Here is a 17,943-nt window from a genome sequence, read left to right as displayed (position 1 = left end):
TTCGACTAATTTCCCTTGGTTATTGTGCATAGTTTTGCGTAAATCCCCAAGAAATTATAACTTTCTAGCTCAATAGACGTAATTTCTCTCATATTTCCATTCTTTTGGGAGGTTTCAACAGACGCATCACCGAGAGCCAGAAGCCCGAGGTAGGATTTTGCACAAGCGATTCCTTCTTTTGATCCGGAGAGGCCGGTCTCCATCATCCCGATCCTTTGGTCTTCATATAAGAGGCCTTGGGTTCCAAATCCTGAACTTGCGCAGGTGAGTGAAAAAAAAGAACATAGGATGAGGATCAGAACAAAGATCCTTTCTTCGGTGGATTTATTTTTTAAGTTCTTGGTCCAGAATTTTTGAGAGTTTGTTTTGTAAGAGGATGATATCATCATATAGTTTTTCAATTTGTTCTTCTTTCTTTCGAATCTTATCTGTAAGGGCATCCAATGACTTATTGGTAGCATTGTTCTTTTTGGAATGGAATTCTTTTAATTTGGTTTCTATTTCTTCGTAGATTAATCCGCTTTTTATTTTTTTTGCGAATTCATTGAGTGAGTCAATATTCTGTTTCATCGGCCTACGATGTGCAAACAAAGTTCTTGGAAAAAGAAATACTGATTTTTATAATAATGATCTAAACTATGGATTTCTTTTGGGCGCGATTGACGAGGGATATAATCCAAACTTGCATTTCCAATGCTCACCAAACCGAAGTAATTTGTTGTACAGGATTCAACAAACGTATCGGTTGGTGATGGTACTTTTCCCGTAGAGTACCATCCTTCTTGGCCTTTGTTTTTGAATAAAGTCATCGAAGGATTTCCAATTTGAATACTCAAACATTGCAGTATGAGGAAAACCATTGGGAAAAACAAAAAACGTTTCATACTACTGGCTTGTATCGAAGAAGTAGAAATAGGAAAAACGAATTCCCCGATCCATAGCATTGTCTGCTTTTGGAAGAACACCCAATAAAACCGAAAAACTAAAAGTTCCAAAACTTTCTGTATTCATTGAGATCCCTGGATAAAGATTAAAGTATCTTAGGTTTTTATCAGCGATTTTGTCCAAAGGTTCTCTATATTCAAGTTCCGTAAAAATTCGCACCGAGTCTGCAATGGCAAAAGATGGCGCAATTCCAACTTGGTAATAACGTTTGAATTCTTCCAAACTAGATTCTTTTCCATGTCTATTTGTTTCTGTTTGAAAACGAAACTCTGACATAATTTGAAAAATGCCATATTTATAACCCAATCCAAAGTTTGGTCGGATTAAATAGAAATCTGGATTTTCTCTTTCTCTAAATTCGGTATTTCTTTTTTTATCATATAGTCTCAATCCCGCTCCAATCAAAAATTGGGAAGAACCGTTTTCAAATATTTTACCATATTTGATTCCAGCGTTCCAACGATCCCAAGTGATTTCCTTTGCAGTGTCAGTTTGCGAATATTGGTTTCTACCGATTGAGGTAACCACTGAAAAGGATTCTGTGAATTTATACTCCCCTTCGATGTTTAGGTTTTTGTTAATTTCTTTGACTTGATTGAAGTCTTTGTCCCAATAACTGAGATTTCCTCTGAGTTTTGTATAAACAGCAACAGGTTCAATTTGAAGTGGGTGCGCAAATCCACTGTTTGCTGGTTGTGAAAACAATGATGAAGTTACAAAAAGAAAAAAGAGAGTGATGATTTTATTTTTCATATTACAATCCTACATTAGTGATTGGGTAGATAATTCTTGCCAGCTTATCAGCAAGTAGCGTATAACCTAAGTTATTTGCATGGATGCAATCCAACATTAGTTCTGCACGAGAGTTTGGTCTTCCTCCCAACGTACTTCGCAAATCTACATAGATTAATGAAGGTTCCTCGCGAGTTATTTCCACTAGAAGATTGTTGAACGCATCCACCTGGGTTGAAGTAAAGACGGCAGCATCAGGAACATTTAATCCAATTTTATCAAACTTTGATTTACAACCTTCTTCCGAACCAGCAATCACAGGTGGCATATATGGGTTGGGATAATCGTAACCATGAATGATCCATTTTATTGGCGCTCCACCAAATCGAGCAATTTTATAAGCATTTCCAGTAATGATTAACTGTTTGAGATTTGCTTTGATTGTTGCAAAACGTTGTGCTTGTACTGTGTCGATCTTTCCAATATATTCAGAAAGGTTTGCTTGAATATCATTTCCACCCAAAGAAAGAAGGACTACTTTCATATCAGCCCCACCTTGATCAATGACCTGAAATTGAAGTCCTTGGCTAACGACACCTTGTAAGGTTTTTCCACCCAAGGTGGCACCTGCAAATTTATAATGGTATCGATTTTCCAATTGTGGTCTAAGAGTTTCCACCATTGGGAATCCGAGAAGAATGTCTGTCCAACTATCACCAATGATTCCCGTTTTTGCAGGAGTTTCTCCATTGCAAATGGCATATGTAGTACATAAAAGATTTGCACCGATATCTTCGAAGTAATCCTTTTTTGTATCACAATGAATGAGGAATGCGGACATTCCTAACAAAAGTGTGTATTTAAGTTTTTTCATTTGGTTTTGTTTCCTTCCAGATATGGTCCATGATAAATGCGCAAGATAGATCGCCGGTCAGATTTACTGAAGTTCTACACATATCTAAAAACCGGTCAACTCCAAAAAGAATAGTGATCCCTTCGATCGGGATTTGGAAGGTATAAAGTATGGATGCGAGGATAACAAGTCCAACTCCCGGTGTAGCGGCTGTTCCAATTGAAGCTGCTGTTACTGTACCAACTAACAAAAATAAGTCTAAACCAGTCAAATCAACTTGATATACTTGGCTGAGGAATACTGTGGCTACGGCTTGGTACAAAGCAGTTCCATCCATATTAATCGTAGCACCGAGGGGTAGAACAAAGTCAGCGACTGTTTCTTTTAATTTTAATTTTTCTTTTGCCACCTTTAAGGAATAAGGAAGGACGGAGCTGGAACTAGAAGTAGAAAAACCAAGTAAGGGGATTTCACGAACTTGGTTCAGAAAACGTAACGGATTTTTCCTCGTAAAAAGAAACACCAAGATCCCATAAAAAAATAAAACACAAAGAAGTCCGAGGAGAACGGTTCCTATATAAGAAACTAAGCCTGTCACAAGTGAAAAACCAATTTGGACCATGGCATAACTCATAAGTCCCAAAACAGCTAAGGGTGCTAAGTTCATTGTCACTTTAACCACCCAAAGACAAAAACTTTCAAGAGAATGACAAAATGCTTTTAAGGCTGCTCCAGAGTCACGGGAAGTCAGAAAAAAAATTCCTAAAATCATTCCGAAAAAAACAACAGATAACATTTGTTGTTTGGACCAAACGTTTACTAAATTTTTTGGTACGATATTGGCAATGATCTCCGGTATGGATTCTTGTTTTGCATCCAAATTTGTTGGAGGACTACTTTGGTTTGAAGATATTGTTTGGTTCTGGATGTGATTTCCTGGTTTGAAAACGAGGGTGAGGGAAATTCCAATGCTTACAGAAACTACTGTTGTAAAAATAAAATATAATAAGGTTTTACTTCCTAAATTCCAAAGATCTTTTAGGTTTCTTAAACTAGAGACTCCAAGTGCAATTGAAACAATTACAAGTGGAATCATAATCATTTGTAATAGGTTTAAAAAAATATCTCCAGGTAGTTTCATCCACGGTAGGTAAGGTTTTAAACTAAGGGCAGATACAAACCCAGATTCCGGATTCAAAATGATTCCGAAAAATAAACCTAACATTAAAGAGACGAGAATCTGGATCCAAAAGGGAATTTTGGGAAATGACATTCCCAAATTTTATCTTTTGGAAATTCTATGTAAATGAAATTAAATGCTTATGTAAGTTTGGAAAAGTCGAATTTTATGGAAAATTTTTGCACCATTTTTGATTTTTCGAATTTCGACAGTGTATTCGTCTTTTGCTCGTTGGATTTCTTTCATTGTTTTATGAAGGACTGCTTTCTTTTCAGGACGATTGTCCCATTTATAAGCTGCTTCTTGGCGCATCAATTTTTCTTCTAACTGACGGATGGTTTTTTGATGAGAAAGTTCTACTTTGTATTCTTCTTTTTGAAAAATAGATAAGGTTTCCTTTCTAAGGATTTCTTTTTTAGTTTCAGCTTCAGTTTCTACAACTGGATAACAATGAATAAATGCTTCTTCTAGTTTTGAAAGTGCTAATTCTTTTTCAGGAACATATGTTTTGGCTTCTGCCCATTCCGTAGGTTTTTCCGTTAGTACTGAAGTTCTTTTTTTCTTTAAATCAAATTCAACGAAAAAGAGATCCTTTCGTTTTAGAGAAAAATCAAATTCAACTTGGAAAACAAAAAGGATTTTTTGACCTAAGGCACTTGAGAGTAGGTATTTCTTTTTACGCCCAACATCACTTTGTGTGAGTAATTCCGTTACTTTTTCGACAAAGGGGTGACCAAATGCCATAAATTCGAGAGAATCATTGGTGAGTGCTAAATCGGAATCAAAAGTAGCTTTTTTGATTTTTCCTTCGGTGTTTTTGTATTCGTAGGATCCTTTCCCAACGGCAGTTAGAGTTCCTGGTAAGTGAGATTGGAAAAATTTTGAACCTTGTGCGACTACTTCTTCGAGATGGCTGTTATTCCATTCTCTTTCTTCTAATGTATGGTCGTAATAATCTTTTAAATTAAAATCTAAAACTTTTGGAGTCACAAGGGCGTTGAGTTTTTCAAATCCTTTTTGGGCGACTTGGATGCGAAGGTCAAATTCAGTTTCTAATTCTTCTTTTGTTTTTGTCCCGGTTACGAATTTCATAAGGCTTGAGTTAAAATCAAGTTCCTCTTCAATCGTACCAAGAAGATCGTCAGAAGCCCCAATGGATTCTTCAAACAAACGAATTTTGTTTGTCAGTACTTCTAAAATTCTTTCAGCAACCGTATCTTTAGAAGCAAAGTTAAAGATATAAACATTGTCTTTTTGACCAAAACGATGGATCCTTCCAATTCGTTGTTCGATCTTGAGTGGGCTCCAAGGTAAGTCATAGTTAAAAAGTATGTTAGCAAATTGTAGGTTACGACCTTCCCCGCCAGCTTCTGTACAAATTAAGATCTCATAGTCTTCTTTAAATTTTTGAATAGCGACTTCTTTTTCATCCATACTCAAAGAACCGTGGAATGGAGAAACTTTGAAGTCTGGTTCTAGGACTGATTGTAAATGATCTTGTGTAGTTCTAAATTGTGTGAAGATGATAAATTTTTTATGACCTTCTTTTTTAAGCCGATAGAGAGTTTCTTTTAGTTTTTGAGTTTTTTTATCTTCTTTGATTTGTTTTCCCAAATGGATGAGGCGATTGAGAGTGAATAACTCTCGTTTGATCCTTTGGAAACTAGACATTTCTTCATCTTCTAATTCGGTGATGAAGTCTTCGACACCTTCTGTTTCATCTAAATCCCAATCATCTAAAGTGGTTTCATGTTCTTTCATGTAATGGAATTTGGATTCCAACATAAACTTTCTTTTTTGTAAGGCAGAAAGAAGGGCAATGACAGAAGAGTCCAATAACTTTTGGAATACAACCATCACAAAACCAATGGCACGATTTTTGGTACCCATGGCCATATTGTATTCTCGTTTTACATACTCAGTGGTCTCATCATAAAACGCTCGTTCAATGGGAGAGAGATCGATCCGAACTGTCTTTGCAAAACGTTTTGTAAATCCACCTACTTCTACTTTCCGACGGCGGAGGAGAACTTTGGAGATTTTTTCCTTTAAGTCCCCTTTTTGACCAACCACATAGTCATTTACGAATGTATGGTAAGGCCCAAGGATATTGGGGTCCACTAAGTGTAATAGATAAAATAGTTCTTCTAATTTTCCGCGAAATGGAGTGGCTGTGAGAAGGAGGAGGCATTCTGTTTTTCTTGCAATTTTTTCAGCAAACAAATACCCGCGAGTGATTTTGGAATAATCTCGACGAAGCCTATGTGCCTCATCAAAAACAACAATGTCCCATTTTGTTCCTAGGATTTCTTCTGCATACCTTGGATTTTTGATAAAATCGATGGAGGTAATGATTTTGTTAAAGTTTCTCCAATGATCGGGTCCATTGGTAACAAAATTTCTTCTGCGAACAATGGCGAACTCTTCATTGAATTTGTTTTTCATCTCTTGTTGCCATTGGACAAGGAGAGGGGACGGTGCCACCACAAGCACACGTTTGAGGCCACGACGAAACATCAGTTCTTTAACTGCAAGTCCCGCTTCAATCGTTTTCCCAAGCCCCACTTCATCCGCTAGAACAAATCTTGGTTTTAAACTATTGGCTACAATGAAGGTAGATTCAATTTGATGAGGGAGCAAACGAGTTCTAGAATTAGAGAGAGAGGATAATTTATTAAAATTATAAGTGAGTTTGAGTTGGCTTGCATCTAATGCTAAGTCCATTGCTTTAGGAAATTCTTCCCAAACACGGAGAGAATCAGGGTATTGGTTTAAAAACTGTAAGTTTTTGTTTGATTTGTTGACTGTTCGAAAAATTTCTTTGGATTCAAAGAATAGTTCCACAGAAGTAGGAGATTCTTTTGTTACTTTTGCAAGACCTAACTCAGGTTCGTCGATGAGAAACCCATACTCGTTTGTTTGTTTTGGTTCAACCGTTGTTTCAAAATCTAAACTTAATTGAGTAGGGACTTCCATCAAACTCCTTTCTGATTTCCCCAAAGCACTTTGTGAATTTGAAGCGACAAACGACACTTAGGTGGGTTGTCTACTTTAATCCATTCGACCAGTTCTTTGGCATCCACTTCACCGTGGACGGGCGAATACAATATATTTGTGTGTATTTTTTTTTCGCGAATGACTTCGATACTTCTTTCAAAGTCGATTCTATCTCGCACAACGAACTTGATTTCGTCAAGTGAATTATGTCTCTTTTCTAGAATCTGGAAATTTTCCTCATCCATCCTGTCTTCCATCCCCGATCCAGGAAGTTTGTAGTCCATTGTGAAAATAAAAAAAGGATCTTCTGTGATTCGTTCACTTCCATTGGTTTCCACTCGGGAAGCAGGGTAGGGCAAACCAGCATTGGTTCTATATTGGTAAATTTTGTTTGCGATGGAGAGAGAAAGATCCCGATTTTTTCCTTCTAAGGGTTCACCACCAGTAAGCAAAACTTGGTATCCGTGATGGGGATCTAAATTTTCTAACTCGGCCCAAATGGAATCTAAACTTTTTTCTGAACCTTGATTTGGTCCCAATGCATAAGCTGTGTCACACCATAACGTTCTTGATTCTGTTTTGCCACAACGTAAGGAGCATCCAGCAAAACGAATGAAGACTGTAGGGATTCCTTGTGAAATTCCTTCGCCAGAAATGGAAGAATAGACTTCGTGAATTTTTCCAAACATTGTGATGATTCCTTCTATGTCAGAATAAAGTAAATTGTTCTTGCGAAAACATTTATTCAGAATTTGCTTTTTATGGTCATGTTTGTAGATGCTAAATTGGAATTCCCTTTGATCCACGAAAAAGAGGTACAAGAGAACCATCTTTTACTAAGGTTTCGGACTCCGGCCAATCCAAAGATTGACGAACGCAAACCTTTGGTCATTGGATTAACCATTGATAAAAGTTGGTCCATGAAGGGAGAAAAAATGGAAGCAGTTATTGATGCTTCTTGCGCTCTTGTCAATTGGCTCACAAGGCATGATGCTGTTGCTATCATTGCCTATTCTGCAGATGTACAAATCATCCAACCAGTCACTCAGCTAACAGAAAAAGTTTCTGTTACGGATAAAATTAGAAACGTCCAAGTCGCTACTTCTACAAACTTGAGTGGTGGGTGGTTGTCTGCATTAAAAAGCCTAACCCAATCAAAAATTCCAAATGCTTACAAACGAGTGTTATTACTCACTGATGGCAATCCCACTTCTGGAATCAAAGAAAAAGAAGCATTGGTAAAAATTGCAGAAGACCATTTGGCTATGGGAATCTCCACCACAACCATAGGCGTTGGAAACGATTTTAATGAAGAGATCTTAGTTGCAATTGCGAAAGCTGGTGGTGGAAATTTTCATTATATCGACAACCCAGAAAAAGCTTCTGATATTTTCTTTGATGAATTTGGAGATATAGGGGCTTTGTATGCACAAGCCATTGATGTCGAATTACAACTGGCTCCTGGTGTTCGATTGAAACAAGTTTTGTCAGAAACATCTCACCAGATAATGGAAGAATTTGATGAGTTTCTTGGTGATTCCAAAACTATATCAAGACAAAAAATCAATCTCCAAATAGGTGATCTGAGAGCTGATGATATTCGTAACTTAGTGTTACGTTTGGAAATTGATGATCGGGTAAACCAAACCGAATCTCCTTTTTGTGAAGTAACCGTATCTTATTATAATTTGTTACAACAAAATGCTTTAGAATCTGTAAAAGAAAACTTTCAGTTTCCCAAAGGAAATAACAAGGGCAAACAAGATCCAGATGTTTTGGTTGAGATATTGATCGCAAATGCAACAACAGGGATCAAAGAAATTACCGATTTTATCAAACGAGGCCATGTAGAAGACGCCAAAGCTTTGTTATTTGGCCTCATTCAAGATATTAAAAATAACTTACACTTTGCTCCCAATGCACTTGGTTCAGTCCTTGGCCGTCTTCAAATTTTGGAAACAAAAATCACTACCAAGTCAGATGATTTAAACAAACATTTATTTATGAATTCACAGATCATGATGAAGGGACCAGAAAAATTGGATCTAAAGGATGTCATCCTGCATGATGAAATTTTTGAATATCGTACAACTGGTGATATTGATTTATACAAATGCCCTGAAATCAAACTTCTATTAGAGCAAAAAATGTCAGAAGGGTTTCGCTATGTCGTTTTTGATTTTGCCAATACATCTCATATTGACTCATCAGCCATTGGAATGGTGATTCAGATTGTGGGTTGGCTCAGAAGGCGAGGTGGTGAACTTGTGGTTGCCAACATTCATGATTCGGTAAAAAAGATTTTCGAAATCACTCGGTTGTACAACCACATCCGTGTCGCAGAAAGTCTTTCCTCTGCTAAAGAAATTTTACAGAGGATCATTTATGCAAATGAAGGCGATAAAAGACCTAGTTAGTTTATGCCAACCAACGTTCTGCTTCTTCGATTGCCTCTTTCAAATCACCAACAAGTGCCGGAGCAATGGCGATACCTTTTTGAGTAGGTTTTAATTCTCCATTGGGATCTGTATACCAAACTCGAATGTTAAAAAAAGTTTGGCCTTTGTATTCGGAGATTTCTACGCGGATGACTTCTCCCCGTCCTTTGTCAATGTCTCGAATGATTCCTGTTTTTGCCATTTTAGTACGTCTCTACAAAAAGTTGTTCTTTTTCTTCCAGGTCTTTTTTAAATTCATCATACGAAAGACCAGTTGCGCAAGCTGACATGATCTCTTGTATCACTCCTTTTTCCATTCCCTTCGGACCGCCACAAATATAAAACTTACCGTTTCCATTGACAGCATTTTTAATGGCTTCTGCGTTTTCTTTTGCCCGGTGAGTGATGTACATTTTCCCACCATCGAAAGAATTTTTCTCTTCCCGGCTAATTGCTGTTACAAAATGAAAGTTAGGATGGTTTTTTACCATATCTTCAAAATAGTCACGAAGTACAATTTCGTCAGAATAAGGTGCTCCGTAAACCAACCAAACATTTCCTTGGAAGGAAATTAACTTCTGAACGAGGAGTTCTTCTACCATTCCAAAAAAAGGACTGATTCCCGTTCCTGTTGCAAAAAAGAAAATATCACCAGAAAAGTCAGTTTGGGGAAGTAAGAATTTTTTCCCTGCAGGTCCAGTCATTGTCACTGTATCGCCTGGTTTCAAATCACAAAGGTAATTGGAACATACTCCTTTGTGGAGGAGATTTCCATTTTCATCGTACACATTGTCCCTTTTGACAACGAATTCAATATTGTCCTTTGTCTGTCCAAAACTGAACGATGGTGAGGCGATGGAATACAAACGGATGGTATACGAAGGATCAGCCGAGCCTTTCGCTTGTTTTTCTGGATCCACTCCTGGCGGAATGATCCCTGCACTTTGCCCAATCATATAGGGATAAGTATTGTGATCGACGGCAATGGTGATTCGGTGTACGGCAGAATCTCCTTCCTTTGCCGGTCGTTTTCCTTTTCCTGGTTCGGGGGTCAAACGTGTGTTGGCAATGACTTGGGCTAGGATGGGATTGGATTTTTTAAAAAGATTGATTTGAGGGGTAAGCAAGGTCGTCCTCGTAACAGGTGGTTTTTGGTCAAGTTTGGCATTCCGATGGTTCGGGAAAAGGAGAAGTTAGAGTTTTCATTTTTCCTCCCCGGAATTATGTCTCTTCTTGACTCCTTTTTTGGAGTTTTTAAACTTTAGTCATTCCGGCCCCCTCGCCGATCCTAAAGACAACCGGGAAAACAAACTGCATGAGATCGACTGAAGCACAAGAAAAGAAACCATCTTCATTTCCAAATACCGTTCTTCATCATAAATTGGAATCATTCACAAATACGATGATCCAATCTCTACAGACTAAAGCGAAAGAGGAAAAATCTTGGGCAGTTCTTTCCATGTCTGGGGAGATATTAGCCCAGGGCCATCGGTTGCCACAAGTAGATCGCAATTCAGATTCTTTATTTTCAATTTAATTACGGAGGGTCCTATGTTCACCCGAAGTTTCCATTCCATTTTTAAAGTCCAACTTGCAATTGTTAGTATACTTGTTTTGCTGATTTCAGCACCTGTGCGCCTTTTCTCAGAACCGTACGGGATGGCTGGTTGTGGACTTGGGTCCATGGTTCCAGTTTGGAAAAATGATATTGGGCAAGTGCTCGCTGCCACAACGAATGGGAGTCTGTCGTCGCAAACATTTGGAATTACTTCCGGTACATCCAATTGTACAACTGATGGAATTGTAAGGGCTGACCGTGCCCAAGAAGTTTTTATTACTTATAATGAAGTTCCTTTGGAAATAGAAACTACTCGTGGAAATGGAGAAAGAATCCAGGCCATCGCATCTTTGTTAGGTTGTCCAACTCATAGTAATGAGTTGGGGAAGTTAATGAAAGAAAAACATACATTTATTTTTGATCATTCAAAAGACTCTGAATCGAGTGTCCGGTCCAAAATCATTTTATCTAGATTAAAGGCAAAAATTGCTGAAGATTCTGAATTAAAACAAGCTTGTTTGTACTAATCGCGTAACACCCGAGATATTTCGGAATTATAACGATGTGCCGCTTCTGTTTGGTTCAGATAACCATAAGCACCTAATTCAAATAAAAATGCAGCAGTGATTCCATAACCACCATCAGAGACTGAATCACAGCCTTTTTTTCCCGCAGGATGAATCTTCCAATCACGAGGGTTCAAAAATTGGAAATTTTCTGGGCAAACCACATGACTATAGTTTTTTCCATCAGCATGTCTTGCTTCATGTAATAATACAAGAACTCGATCCAATCGATTTAAATTAAAGAAACTACGGCCAAGCAAAACATCACCGTCATGGTACATGGCAACATAGTCACCTGTAGATCCATAAGAATATTTTTTGATCCTTGATTGGATCCAACGAGAAAGTTTTTTTCCTGAGAATCCAAATTTAAAAATAGATTCGAATTGTGTAAGATGATTGTAAGTAGATTTATCGATTTTGATTCGTTTAGGTTCGAGAGTCTCTAAATAAGAATAAGATTCTTTTAAAATTTTAGATTGTTTTGCATTTAACTTTGATTCGTCGGAGTACAAAGGATACCCCGATAACCAATAAAGAACAAAAACAATAAAAACTGCTTTATACGAATTGAGTTCAAAAAGTGGCTTGGAGTCCACCATAGTAAAACCTGGGCCGAATAGGATTGTAAGTAAGCTCGTATTGGTCCAGGACGTTGTCTACTCCTAAAAACAGGGACATCCTTCCATCGAAGAATTTTTTCTCCATCCGTACGTTCAGTAATGTAAACGGTTTCCCATAGACAACTTTGTTATTTTCTTCAACACTTTTGGTTTGTTGGTCAATGAGGGCGGTGCTAGAACCGGCAGTGAATTCATTGGTAGTGCTATAAAAAGGCCTTTTGTCCAAACGTTTGGCACGGAGGGCAAATTCCCAACCACCAGGAGCATTTACAAAAAAGTTCATTGTTCCTTGGTGTAACGCCCTTCCTTCTAAGGGTCTATCCGTTGTTAGGTCCCTCGTGTCGGTTTGGTTGTAACCCAGTTCCAATGCAAAGTATTTGAGAAATCGAACCCGAGATCCAGCTTCCACCCCTCTTGTATAGGCACGTTGGATATTTTTTAGTTGGAAGTTAGCAAATTCACTGGTTCTTGTTCCAAAACTATATTGGATAAGATCGGTAATGTCATTGCGAAAGACACTGAGCGACAAGGTCCAAAATTTAAAAGGCGTATATTCAATATCAGCATTTACAGTTGTAGATCTTTCAGGTCTCAGTTTGTCATTTCCATCAACTACATAACCCACACCTGGATTTTCGAAACGTAAATAAAGTTCTCGGAACGAAGGAGGCCGGAATCCTTTTCCGTAACTGGCTCGGAACACTAGATTGCTTGTGATATCTACTTTGGTTGCAATTTTCGGAGTTGTTTGTCCACCAAATTGGGAATCCACATCATGGCGAACCCCTGGAACCAGTCGCCAAACAAAACCTTGTCGCCAAACCACCCATTCATCTTGAATGAAGGCAGCTCTTCTAGTTCGGAATGCATTTCTTCTTTGTAATCTGTCTGATTGTAATTCTTCTGAGTAAGATTCTACCCCAGCAGTGATCATATGATCATTGTTTATTTCATGATCAATTTGGGCGACACCTTGTGATGAGAATTCATTTGTGAGTTCTTTTACGTCTAGTTCGTTCGAATTTCTTTGGTCTAATTTATAGTGGTTTTCCCATCGAGAGAAATTTCCACGTAAGGAAACCATATTTCGTTTTCCATAAGCATACTCAATGGCACCTAACGCAAGAAAGTCGTTCGTGAGATTGGTTCTATCAAAAACGCCACCATTGCTTCTGGAATCAACACCTGCCTGATTACGGTTTAGATAATTGATTCCAGTTTTGACCTTGAATTTTCCATCAGGATTGAAGGTCATATTCCCACCGACGTTGTTATCTTGAAATGCGTTTCCAGTTGTGGCTGGAGTTTTTGGATCTAAATCATAAGCGGCCGATTGGTTGAATCCTCCAAAAAAATTGGAAGCCACAAATTCATTTTTAAATCCGACATCAGCGATTAAGTTTTTTTCACCTTGGGTTCCAAAGTTTGTTTGTCTTCCGTTTCCATAAGTAGTTCGGAATTGGTAGTGTTCTGGTTTTTCTGCTTGTTTGGTAATGATATTGATGACACCGCCAATGGCATCGGCACCATACAAAGAAGAGGAACTGCCTTTTACAATTTCAACTCTTTCGATATTTTGAACTTTGAATCGAGTGAGGTCAATTGTATTGTTCAATCGACCTGCTATCCGTTGTCCATCTACAAGAAACAATACATACTTGGAATCAAGGCCCAACATTTGGACCTGTGACCCACCAAAAAACGGCGTTACATTGATTCCCGTTTGAGTATCTAGCACCTCACCTAAGTTACGCGCACCAGTTTGTTCAATTCGTTTTCTAGAAATAACTTCTGTAGCCACGGCAGAATCTTTGAGTCTTCGTTCTCCGCGTGATCCTGTTACCACAATTCCATTTTTATTGTCCAAATCTTTGAAACGGTCAGCTTCTTCCGTTGGAGTTTCTTCCTTGTTTCCTTCTTCGGTAACGGGAGCTGGATTTTGTGTTGTTTGGTTTGGATCTGTAGGAGTTGTTTCTGTTGGTGCGGGCACCGTCGTTGTGTTAGGTGTTTTTTCCACGGTTTTTGAATTTTTTCCGTTTTCGCGTGGACGTGTTTGAGAATGGACCTCGCCAATGAATAATAAAAATAGGCAAAGGATTGGCAATAGAAACGGATTAAAAAAATACATTAGGGAAGTTTTTTCCATCGGATGGTCGGATAACCAGAAGTTCCTGCATCACTATAATAATTTTCGATATGAATTGCGTAAGTCGCAAGGCCTGTTCCAGAACGGATGAGAAAGATATCAGGTTTTGGAGTTAAATTTCCAATCGTATAATAATACCATTCAGTGACGATTGCGTTACCCACATAAATAGCTCCAGCTCCACCAATACCTTGTGTAGTGGTAGCCACATCCACCGTGAAACTATTACAACCTTGGCTACTTGCTGAATTAGAACTTGCAACTGCAAAATTTGTGGTATTACTTGTGCAAGCCCCACCAAGTCCGAAACGATTGGTTTCGCCCGAATTTGTAGCAGCTTTGTATCTGTTAAATGCGATATCCCAAGTTAGGTTATCTTTTTCTGAAAATGGGATTTGTTTGTTCCCTTCAAATTGAAAGTAAATATAAAAATCTAAATTAGTTGCGTTGAACCTTGTTGTATAACTCCCGTCACCGTTGGCACGGGAAAATACAATTTTATCCAAAGCATTGGGATTCCCTGCATTGATCAAATTTGTGACCAATTGATTTACAAAAAGCTCCTGGTCTGTCAAGGCACTCTCTTGCCTTGCGCAGAAACTAGTTAATAATAGAATACAACCAATGCTAAGGAATCGAATCACGGTTATGGAGCGAAAGTATAGTTCACCGCTGCAGATTGTCCATTTCTTGGAATCGCATAGATAAATACATAATAATCACCAGCACCTTGCGTACCATTGAAAGTGATTGCTGCAGTTTGGTTCGTGATTTTATAGGAACTTGGGAATTCACTATTGGAATCAGTTGCCGTTGCAATTGAAAAGTTAGCTGGAGTTGCTGCAACATTGGAAGTTGTCAAAGGGCAAGCAGATGCTTTGTAAACAATGATAAATGCACTTCCATTGACACCAAGAGTTGTACTGCCATCTGAAGTTAGTTTGATTGCCGCTGTAGTATGCCCTACAATTGGAACAGAACCTAATTTAGAAATGGTTCCTGCAGTGGTTCCAGTCACATCTGTGGTCCAAGTGTTGATGGTTGCTTTTCCGGAAGCAGAAACAGAGCAATCACCAGCAGAAGTTGTGAGTCCCGCAAGTGCAACGAGAGTTGCTGTGTTGTCGTCCTCTTTCTTTTTCTCACACTGAAAGGTAAGTCCTGCTACCAAGCTCAAAACGAGTAGTAATTTTGTTTTATTTTGAAGGGATTTCATAGAACCTCGGTCTTTTTTATCCAAACTTGTGCATTGGAAATGAGAATCAAATTCATTTTATAGTTTTCCCTTTTTTTTCGAACTCTGACAAAATGGTGACAGATGTCCTGGTTCAGGAGCGACTCTGGTCTTTTTACTTTCATTCTAATTGATTGGATGGATCTGAAGGATCGAAATCAACTATCAAAAAAATCAATTGTAAGGAAAACGATTTTTCGTCTACTATGCCAAGGTCATGTCACTCAAACAAATTACCATCTATATAGAAGAGTTTGATCATGATTTTTATAATCGCATACTACGCGACATAACAAACATTGAAACCTGCAATGTACATAGCTTTCATTCGATTTTAGATATCAAACCAGGCACAATTCAAGAATCGGCTGTTTTTCTTTTTTGGAACGACGCTACAGTTTTAGAAAAACAAAAATTTATTTTTGAACAATTTCCCGAATCACCTTACATCTTACTTTCCATTGCACCTTTATCCCCTTCTGAATTAGCAAGAGCAGCACATCCAACGTTTTTACATTTATCCGAACCATCGTATACAGTGAGTATCTTAGATTTAGTACTAAATTTTGCGGAGCGATTGATAGAAGATATGAATCGATCGATTGCTTATGACAAAATTAGAGAAAAGGTAATTGTCCTTCAGAATGTTTTTGAAGAGTCCTTGGACATTCTAATGCAAATTGATCCAGGCACGAAACAGATCATCAATGCAAACAAACAAGCAGTTGTCGTTTTGGAATATCCCTTGGAAGAAATCGTTGGGAAAGAATTTTCTTTCTTTATGCCTCCTGTGGAGGTGGATGAAGATGAAGAGTTTCAAGGGAATTTGATAGAAAGTACTGCTTTAAAAACAAAATCAGGGCATTTGATTCCTACAGAATCTTCGTTCCGATTGTTTCCTGTGAATGGTAAAATGGCAATTTGGGCAACGTTTCGCGATATCACGGAACGAAAACGCTCACAAGAACAAGTTAAAAATCAAAAAGCTTTTTATGAATTCATTCTAGACAATCTTGATTCTGATATTGCTGTGTTGAATTCAAATTTTCAATATGAATATACAAATCCCGTGTTTTTATCCAACAAAGACATTCGGAAATGGATCTTCAAAAAAACAGATGAAGAACTGGCTGCACGATTGGATTTACCAAATGACTTTCATGAAAAACGAAAAAAGTATTTAGAAATTGCAGCTAAAGAAAACGAAATTGTTCAATTTGAAGAACTCATTCAGGATAGTAACGATAAGGTCACATATCTTTTAAGAAAATACATCCCTATTGATGATACAGAGACGGACCAAAAAAGAATCATTAGTTTTGGTGTTGATATCACCGAACGAAAATTATCCGAAGAAAGGATTACTTACTTAGCTTATTATGACGCACTTACTGGCCTTTCAAATCGTACATTATTCATTGATCATGCAAACCAAGCTTTAAAAAATCATAAATCTACAGAAACTTTACTGGCTTTCTATTTTTTCGACATCGACAATTTTAAGTTTATCAACGACAGTTTGGGTCATACAAAAGGGGATATTCTTTTGCAAATGGTCGGTGCAAGACTCAAACGAGTGATGACTGAAGTTGATACTGTTGCACGATTTGGTGGCGATGAATTTGCCATTTTAAAGGTTGATGTTCCCAATAAAAGTGCGGCCGCTGAATTTGCACAAAAGATTTTAGATATTCTCAGCCAACCATTCCATATTATGGGTCGGGATTTATTTACAACGATCAGTATGGGAATTGCACTTTCCCCCAATGATGGAATTTCTTCTTCTGAACTTTTAAAAAATTCTGATATGGCAATGTACAAAGCCAAAGAATTGGGCCGAAATAATTATAAATTCTACACAAACGAACTCATTCTTCGCTCAGAAAAACGTTTGTACATTGAAAATTCTTTGCGAAAGGCCATTCAAAACGAAGAGTTAGTACTTTTTTTCCAACCGAAAATTTCCACTCTGACAAACCAAGTTTGTGGAGCAGAGGCACTCATTCGTTGGAAACATCCAGAGCGAGGATGGGTTCCTCCTGTAGAATTTATTCCTGTCGCAGAAGATTCAGGCATTATCGAAAGGATTGGAGATTGGGTATTAGAAGAAGCCTGCCAATTAAAAAAAGAATGGAAAAAACAAAATCTTCCTGCCTTTCCTGTCAGCATCAACGTCAGTGGAAAACAACTAGCGCGCGCTAATTGGTCTCATCGTGTACAATCAACCATCCTACAATACGATATTAATCCAGAAGAAATCGAGTTAGAATTAACAGAAAGTTCTATCATGGAAAATCCTGAAAAAAGCATAGAAGCATTTGAATATTTATCCGGACTTGGGATTAAAGTTTCAATTGATGATTTTGGAACTGGTTATAGCTCTTTAAGTTATCTTAAAAAAATCAATGCAGATGTTTTAAAAATTGATAGGTCTTTTGTAATCGATTTGGAACTCAATGAAGACGACCGAGCCATCTGTAAGGCCATTATCAATATGGCACATTCCTTGGGGATGGAAGTGATTGCGGAAGGAGTTGAAAATCCTGCACAAAGGGATTTACTCCATGATTTAGGCTGTCATATGATCCAAGGATACCTTTATAGCAAACCGCTGCCTGCCCTTGATTTTGTGGAATTCGTTAAAAAATTTAACGAATCTGCTCAAACAAAATAG

At 37.9% G+C, this 17,943-nt stretch carries 18 protein-coding genes; 4 read left to right on the top strand and 14 right to left on the bottom strand.

Going from position 1 to position 17,943, the window contains the following annotated elements; translation table 11 throughout:
• Nucleotides 1-5 precede the first annotated feature (5 nt).
• The 8 genes from EHR01_RS19375 to EHR01_RS14515 all read right to left on the bottom strand — a co-directional run bounded on the left by EHR01_RS19375 (nucleotide 6) and on the right by EHR01_RS14515 (nucleotide 7,396).
• Nucleotides 6-389: a TRL-like family protein gene (locus tag EHR01_RS19375; protein WP_244310133.1), complete on the bottom strand. Its 384-nt coding sequence runs from the start codon at nucleotides 387-389 to the stop codon at nucleotides 6-8.
• The gene (locus tag EHR01_RS14545) at nucleotides 325-570 is read right to left on the bottom strand and encodes a hypothetical protein (protein ID WP_135695683.1); all 246 of its coding nucleotides are present in this window, start codon (nucleotides 568-570) and stop codon (nucleotides 325-327) included. The genes EHR01_RS19375 and EHR01_RS14545 overlap by 65 nt, the downstream gene beginning before the upstream one ends.
• Nucleotides 567-809: a TRL-like family protein gene (locus EHR01_RS14540; protein WP_244310132.1), complete on the bottom strand. Its 243-nt coding sequence runs from the start codon at nucleotides 807-809 to the stop codon at nucleotides 567-569. Before EHR01_RS14540 ends, EHR01_RS14545 begins: the two co-directional genes overlap by 4 nt.
• A gap of 76 nt (nucleotides 810-885) precedes the next feature.
• The gene (locus EHR01_RS14535; RefSeq protein WP_135695679.1) at nucleotides 886-1,698 is read right to left on the bottom strand and encodes a hypothetical protein; all 813 of its coding nucleotides are present in this window, start codon (nucleotides 1,696-1,698) and stop codon (nucleotides 886-888) included.
• Between the two features lies 1 nt (nucleotide 1,699).
• Nucleotides 1,700-2,551, bottom strand: coding sequence for an SGNH/GDSL hydrolase family protein (locus EHR01_RS14530; protein ID WP_135695677.1), 852 nt, complete (start codon nucleotides 2,549-2,551; stop codon nucleotides 1,700-1,702).
• Nucleotides 2,538-3,803 (bottom strand): dicarboxylate/amino acid:cation symporter, encoded by a 1,266-nt coding sequence (locus EHR01_RS14525; protein WP_135695675.1) that lies wholly within the window; start codon nucleotides 3,801-3,803, stop codon nucleotides 2,538-2,540. The genes EHR01_RS14530 and EHR01_RS14525 overlap by 14 nt, the downstream gene beginning before the upstream one ends.
• A gap of 39 nt (nucleotides 3,804-3,842) precedes the next feature.
• The gene (locus EHR01_RS14520) at nucleotides 3,843-6,686 is read right to left on the bottom strand and encodes a DEAD/DEAH box helicase (protein WP_135697373.1); all 2,844 of its coding nucleotides are present in this window, start codon (nucleotides 6,684-6,686) and stop codon (nucleotides 3,843-3,845) included.
• Nucleotides 6,686-7,396, bottom strand: coding sequence for a 7-carboxy-7-deazaguanine synthase QueE (locus EHR01_RS14515; RefSeq protein WP_135695673.1), 711 nt, complete (start codon nucleotides 7,394-7,396; stop codon nucleotides 6,686-6,688). The genes EHR01_RS14520 and EHR01_RS14515 overlap by 1 nt, the downstream gene beginning before the upstream one ends.
• 72 nt (nucleotides 7,397-7,468) lie before the next feature.
• On the opposite strand from EHR01_RS14515, the gene EHR01_RS14510 reads away from it, so the two are divergent.
• Nucleotides 7,469-9,124 (top strand): VWA domain-containing protein, encoded by a 1,656-nt coding sequence (locus EHR01_RS14510; RefSeq protein ID WP_167482955.1) that lies wholly within the window; start codon nucleotides 7,469-7,471, stop codon nucleotides 9,122-9,124.
• A gap of 1 nt (nucleotide 9,125) precedes the next feature.
• Here EHR01_RS14510 and EHR01_RS14505 read toward each other — a convergent pair whose 3' ends face one another.
• Nucleotides 9,126-9,347 (bottom strand): transcriptional coactivator p15/PC4 family protein, encoded by a 222-nt coding sequence (locus tag EHR01_RS14505; RefSeq protein ID WP_004785453.1) that lies wholly within the window; start codon nucleotides 9,345-9,347, stop codon nucleotides 9,126-9,128.
• A gap of 1 nt (nucleotide 9,348) precedes the next feature.
• A complete protein-coding gene (locus EHR01_RS14500; protein ID WP_135695671.1) occupies nucleotides 9,349-10,272 on the bottom strand; it encodes an FAD-binding oxidoreductase in 924 nt (307 codons plus the stop codon).
• A 188-nt stretch (nucleotides 10,273-10,460) separates the two neighbouring features.
• On the opposite strand from EHR01_RS14500, the gene EHR01_RS14490 reads away from it, so the two are divergent.
• Both EHR01_RS14490 and EHR01_RS14485 read left to right on the top strand, forming a co-directional pair.
• Nucleotides 10,461-10,682, top strand: coding sequence for a hypothetical protein (locus EHR01_RS14490; protein ID WP_135695669.1), 222 nt, complete (start codon nucleotides 10,461-10,463; stop codon nucleotides 10,680-10,682).
• Between the two features lie 14 nt (nucleotides 10,683-10,696).
• Complete coding sequence (locus EHR01_RS14485) at nucleotides 10,697-11,230, top strand: DUF3015 domain-containing protein (protein ID WP_135695667.1); 534 nt, start codon at nucleotides 10,697-10,699, stop codon at nucleotides 11,228-11,230.
• Here EHR01_RS14485 and EHR01_RS14480 read toward each other — a convergent pair.
• The 4 genes from EHR01_RS14480 to EHR01_RS14465 all read right to left on the bottom strand — a co-directional run bounded on the left by EHR01_RS14480 (nucleotide 11,227) and on the right by EHR01_RS14465 (nucleotide 15,251).
• Complete coding sequence (locus EHR01_RS14480) at nucleotides 11,227-11,871, bottom strand: hypothetical protein (RefSeq protein ID WP_135695665.1); 645 nt, start codon at nucleotides 11,869-11,871, stop codon at nucleotides 11,227-11,229. The genes EHR01_RS14485 and EHR01_RS14480 overlap by 4 nt on opposite strands.
• Nucleotides 11,846-14,020, bottom strand: coding sequence for a TonB-dependent receptor plug domain-containing protein (locus tag EHR01_RS14475; protein WP_135695663.1), 2,175 nt, complete (start codon nucleotides 14,018-14,020; stop codon nucleotides 11,846-11,848). Before EHR01_RS14475 ends, EHR01_RS14480 begins: the two co-directional genes overlap by 26 nt.
• The gene (locus tag EHR01_RS14470) at nucleotides 14,020-14,613 is read right to left on the bottom strand and encodes an HmuY family protein (protein WP_135695662.1); all 594 of its coding nucleotides are present in this window, start codon (nucleotides 14,611-14,613) and stop codon (nucleotides 14,020-14,022) included. The genes EHR01_RS14475 and EHR01_RS14470 overlap by 1 nt, the downstream gene beginning before the upstream one ends.
• A gap of 71 nt (nucleotides 14,614-14,684) precedes the next feature.
• Entirely contained in the window at nucleotides 14,685-15,251 is a 567-nt protein-coding gene (locus EHR01_RS14465; protein ID WP_135695660.1) for an LIC20153 family lipoprotein, read from the bottom strand.
• A gap of 235 nt (nucleotides 15,252-15,486) precedes the next feature.
• Here EHR01_RS14465 and EHR01_RS14460 point away from each other — a divergent pair, with 235 nt between their 5' ends.
• Entirely contained in the window at nucleotides 15,487-17,943 is a 2,457-nt protein-coding gene (locus EHR01_RS14460) for a sensor domain-containing protein (protein ID WP_135695658.1), read from the top strand.

Origin of the sequence: Leptospira mtsangambouensis (assembly GCF_004770475.1) — a bacterium.
In the GTDB taxonomy this organism is placed as follows: domain Bacteria; phylum Spirochaetota; class Leptospiria; order Leptospirales; family Leptospiraceae; genus Leptospira_A; species Leptospira_A mtsangambouensis.
This window is presented reverse-complemented; position numbering and strand designations above follow the sequence as displayed.

Bases quoted from the DNA above. Each gene is read 5' to 3' on its own strand.
- EHR01_RS19375 (WP_244310133.1), bottom strand. From the start codon at position 389: ATGATGATATCATCCTCTTACAAAACAAACTCTCAAAAATTCTGGACC.
- EHR01_RS14545 (WP_135695683.1), bottom strand. From the start codon at position 570: ATGAAACAGAATATTGACTCACTCAATGAATTCGCAAAAAAAATAAAA.
- EHR01_RS14540 (WP_244310132.1), bottom strand. From the start codon at position 809: ATGACTTTATTCAAAAACAAAGGCCAAGAAGGATGGTACTCTACGGGA.
- EHR01_RS14535 (WP_135695679.1), bottom strand. From the start codon at position 1,698: ATGAAAAATAAAATCATCACTCTCTTTTTTCTTTTTGTAACTTCATCA.
- EHR01_RS14530 (WP_135695677.1), bottom strand. From the start codon at position 2,551: ATGAAAAAACTTAAATACACACTTTTGTTAGGAATGTCCGCATTCCTC.
- EHR01_RS14525 (WP_135695675.1), bottom strand. From the start codon at position 3,803: ATGTCATTTCCCAAAATTCCCTTTTGGATCCAGATTCTCGTCTCTTTA.
- EHR01_RS14520 (WP_135697373.1), bottom strand. From the start codon at position 6,686: ATGGAAGTCCCTACTCAATTAAGTTTAGATTTTGAAACAACGGTTGAA.
- EHR01_RS14515 (WP_135695673.1), bottom strand. From the start codon at position 7,396: ATGTTTGGAAAAATTCACGAAGTCTATTCTTCCATTTCTGGCGAAGGA.
- EHR01_RS14510 (WP_167482955.1), top strand. From the start codon at position 7,469: ATGGTCATGTTTGTAGATGCTAAATTGGAATTCCCTTTGATCCACGAA.
- EHR01_RS14505 (WP_004785453.1), bottom strand. From the start codon at position 9,347: ATGGCAAAAACAGGAATCATTCGAGACATTGACAAAGGACGGGGAGAA.
- EHR01_RS14490 (WP_135695669.1), top strand. From the start codon at position 10,461: ATGAGATCGACTGAAGCACAAGAAAAGAAACCATCTTCATTTCCAAAT.
- EHR01_RS14485 (WP_135695667.1), top strand. From the start codon at position 10,697: ATGTTCACCCGAAGTTTCCATTCCATTTTTAAAGTCCAACTTGCAATT.
- EHR01_RS14480 (WP_135695665.1), bottom strand. From the start codon at position 11,871: ATGGTGGACTCCAAGCCACTTTTTGAACTCAATTCGTATAAAGCAGTT.
- EHR01_RS14475 (WP_135695663.1), bottom strand. From the start codon at position 14,020: ATGTATTTTTTTAATCCGTTTCTATTGCCAATCCTTTGCCTATTTTTA.
- EHR01_RS14465 (WP_135695660.1), bottom strand. From the start codon at position 15,251: ATGAAATCCCTTCAAAATAAAACAAAATTACTACTCGTTTTGAGCTTG.
- EHR01_RS14460 (WP_135695658.1), top strand. From the start codon at position 15,487: ATGTCACTCAAACAAATTACCATCTATATAGAAGAGTTTGATCATGAT.